The 3,223-nt window shown below is 77.3% G+C and carries 2 protein-coding genes and 2 pseudogenes; 3 read left to right on the top strand and 1 reads right to left on the bottom strand.

What is annotated here, in order from left to right:
• Positions 1-538 precede the first annotated feature (538 nt).
• A pseudogene (locus ACOV8S_RS18945) lies at positions 539-1,489 on the bottom strand (HAMP domain-containing sensor histidine kinase); the annotation flags it as partial.
• A 447-nt stretch (positions 1,490-1,936) separates the two neighbouring features.
• On the opposite strand from ACOV8S_RS18945, the gene ACOV8S_RS18940 reads away from it, so the two are divergent.
• The 3 genes and pseudogenes from ACOV8S_RS18940 to ACOV8S_RS18930 all read left to right on the top strand — a co-directional run.
• Positions 1,937-2,260 carry a TraR/DksA family transcriptional regulator gene (locus ACOV8S_RS18940; protein ID WP_382550971.1) on the top strand — a complete coding sequence of 108 codons (324 nt, stop codon included), beginning with the start codon at positions 1,937-1,939 and terminating at the stop codon, positions 2,258-2,260.
• 97 nt (positions 2,261-2,357) lie between these two features.
• A complete protein-coding gene (locus ACOV8S_RS18935; RefSeq protein ID WP_448318993.1) occupies positions 2,358-3,008 on the top strand; it encodes a TraR/DksA family transcriptional regulator in 651 nt (216 codons plus the stop codon).
• Positions 3,009-3,010: 2 nt separating this feature from the next.
• Positions 3,011-3,223 (top strand): annotated as a pseudogene (locus tag ACOV8S_RS18930) (hypothetical protein); the annotation flags it as partial.

Genomic DNA, 3,223 nt, shown 5'->3' with positions numbered 1-3,223 from the left:
AGCCGGAGGGGAGACCGCCGACCGTGAGGCGACGGGTCCCGAGGCCGGGGCATCGCCCGGCCTCGGGACCCGTCGCCTCACGGTCGGCGGTCTCCCCTCCGGCTGCCTCCGCTCCGGCGGCCTCGGGGTCCGTGGCGGCGGAGGGCTCCGGAGCCGGGGGCCACGCCACCGGGGTGTCGGCCGTGGGGTCGTCCGCGGAGAGCTCGGCGGTGAACACCTCGTCCGCGAACGGACCGTCGGCGAACGGAGACGCGCCGGCCGCCGGGTCGGTGACCGCGGGGTCGGTGAACACCGGACCGGCGGGGTCGGGCACCGCCGCGTCGGCCACCGTCGAGCCGGTGACCGACAGGTCGGCGGACGTCGAGGCGGCGGACGTCGAGGCGGCCGGCTCCGACCCGGCGCGTCGGGCGCCCGTGGCCGGACCACCCCGTGAGGCCGAGGCCGGGGCCGCGCCCCGCGGCGGCGGGCGGAGTATCCCGGGCAGCCCGCCCGGTTCGGGGAGCACGAACGGTCCCCCGGCGAGCGAGGCGGGCGACGGGGACGCGGAGGGGACCGGCACGGTCAGCCGCACCGTCGTGCCCTCGCCCGAGGCCGCGGCGCCGACCTCCAGCGACGCCCCCACCAGCAGGGCGCGCTCACGCATGCCGCGGATGCCCGCGCCCTCGGCCAGCCGCCGGATGCCGCGGCCGTCGTCGGTGACCGACAGCTCGACCGCGTCCGGGACCCGCCGCAGCCGCACCACGACGGTCTCGGCGTCGGCGTGCCGGGCGGCGTTGGTCAGGCTCTCCTGGGCCACGCGGTAGACGACCAGCTCGGTCCCGGGGTCCAGCGGCGGCAGGTCGGCGTCGAACTCGCGGCGCACCACCAGACCGGTGTGGGTGGCGAAGTCCCCGGCCAGCGAGGTGAGGGCGCTGACCAGGCCGAGGTCCTCCAGGACGCCCGGACGCAGCCGCCGCAGCAGCCGCCGGATCTCGTCCAGGCCCGCGCGGGTGGCCTCCTGGATCAGCCCCAGTTCCTCCCGCAGCGGCGGGTCGGCCCGGTCGGCGACCCGTTTGAGGGCCAGCAGGATCGCCGTCATGGTCTGCCCCACCTCGTCGTGGAGTTCCTGCGCGATGCGGCGGCGCTCGGCCTCCTGCGCGTTCAGCACACGGGCGCTGCTGGCCACCCGTTCGTGCTCCAGGCGGTCCAGCATCGCGTTGAAGGTGCGGATGACGTCGGAGACCTCGCCGGTGCCGTACTCGGGCAGTCGCTGCCCGGGGCGCAGCAGGTCCACGGTGGTCATCCGGCGGGTGAGGCGGGCCAGCGGGGCCAGGCCCCAGCGGATCAGCGCGGCGTTGGCGACCAGCATGACCGCCAGGCCGACGACCAGGATCACGGCCTCGGTAAGCAGCACCGGGACGGACACGGTCACCGGGGCCCACAGCAGCAGCGACGTCGCCGCGCCCAGCACGACGGCGTTCAGCAGGAAGATCCGCCAGAACAGGGACACCGGGTTCACGCCTCCTTCAGCGATGCGTCGCGCACCACTCTCGGGCATCGCGCTCCCCGGACGCGCAGCGGCTTGCCGGTCGGCCCGCTCCGGACGGGCCGACCGGGGCCGTCCTCCAGCCTGCCGGTCCGCGAGGCCGGCGTCGATGGGTCGCGGACCCCATTCGGCGTGGGTCGCAGACCCCATGCCGGGGTGGGGCACGACGGAGGGAAATGGGGCGCGCGGCCGATGTCCGCCGCGCCCGCGAAGGGCCAAGGTGGAGAGCGTCCCCGGCCCCACGGCCGCCGGACCCAGGCACTCGGCCCCGTCGTCGAGGGCCCGACGCCCCCTGCCGTCGGGCCCTCCCCGGCGCGGGCCGAGCGCCGTTGCCCGGGCTTCTCGCCGGGCAGTTCCACGGCTTCCCGCCGCAACCGTCCGGTCCGCCGGACCCGCTGGAAAGGACGTCCCATGGCCTTCGACGCCGCTCCTCCCGAACTCCGCCCGCAGCGCCCCGGCTCGCACGAGATCCGGCAGCGCCTCGAGCACGAGCGCGGCAGCCGGCTGGCCCAGCTGCGGTCCCTCACCGGCAGCGGCCAGACGGTGGACGACCACCTGATGTCCACGCAGAAGGAAGCCGTCACCAAGGTGCTGCGGGAGATCGAGGACGCCTTCGCCCGCCTCGACGACGGCACCTACGGGTCCTGTCTGCGGTGCGGGGAGGCCATCCCCGAGGAGCGGCTGGAGATCCTCCCCTACACCCACCACTGCGTCGGCTGCCGCCGCAGCGCCTGACCGACGCCCCGCGCCCGTCGTTCTCCTCAGCCCGTCGCCGCCGGCCGCGCGCAGTCCGCGCGGCCGGGTGCGGGCCCGTGCCACCAGAGGTGAAGTGGTGAACTCCCCGACCGCCGGTGACCGTACCGCGCGGCATCTGACCCCGCGGGACCTGACCGCGCGGGACCTGACCGCGCGGGACCTGACCGCCCGGGACCTGACCGCGCGGGACCTGACCGCCCGGGACCTGACCGCCCGGGACCTGACCGCGCGGGACCTGACCGCGCGGGACCTGACCCCGCGGGACCTGGCCGGCCTGCGGGCCGCCCTCGACGAGCAGCTCCGGTTCCTCCGCGGACGCCCGACGGGAGCGAGCCCTGGCGTCGCGGCCCCGGCGCGCATGGTCCTCGCGGATGTCGAGGCGGCGCTGCGGCGCATGGACGAGGGCCGGTACGGCGTCTGCCTCCGGTGCCGGCTCCCTGTCGACCGCAAGCGGCTGCGGGTCGTTCCGCAGGCCCGCTACTGCGCCCCCTGCCAGCACCTGCACGCCACCCGCCACCGGCCGGTCAGGGCGATCGCCCCGGACACGGGCACGGGAACGGGCGCGGCCCCGGGCACGGGCACGGCCGCGGCCCCGGGCATGGGCGCGGGCGCAGCCACGAACCCGAGCACGACCGCGGGCGCGGGCCCCACCCCGTACACGGCGGGTCCGGCGTACATGGCAGGCACCGCGGGCCTCGCGGGTCGCGCCCGCGCCGGGGGCCGGTGACCGTGGAGCGGTTCGACGGCACGGACGCGGGTGCCGGCCCGGTCCGTGGACGGTTCGGCGCGCCGCGGACGGACCGGTACGGCGTCGCGCTGGACCTGGGCAGCGCGCGGACCCGGGCTTGGACGGCCGGGCACGGCACGGTCCTCGAGGTGCCCACCCTCACCACCCCCGACCGGAACACTGGCCCCGACCGGAACACTGGCCCCGACCGGAAC

The sequence above is a fragment of the Streptomyces sp. CO7 genome, assembly GCF_053474865.1.
This window is presented reverse-complemented; position numbering and strand designations above follow the sequence as displayed.

Coding starts and splice junctions, on each gene's coding strand:
- ACOV8S_RS18940 (WP_382550971.1), top strand. CDS start 1,937: ATGGCCTTCGACGCCGCTCCTCCCGAACTCCGCCCGCAGCGCCCCGGC.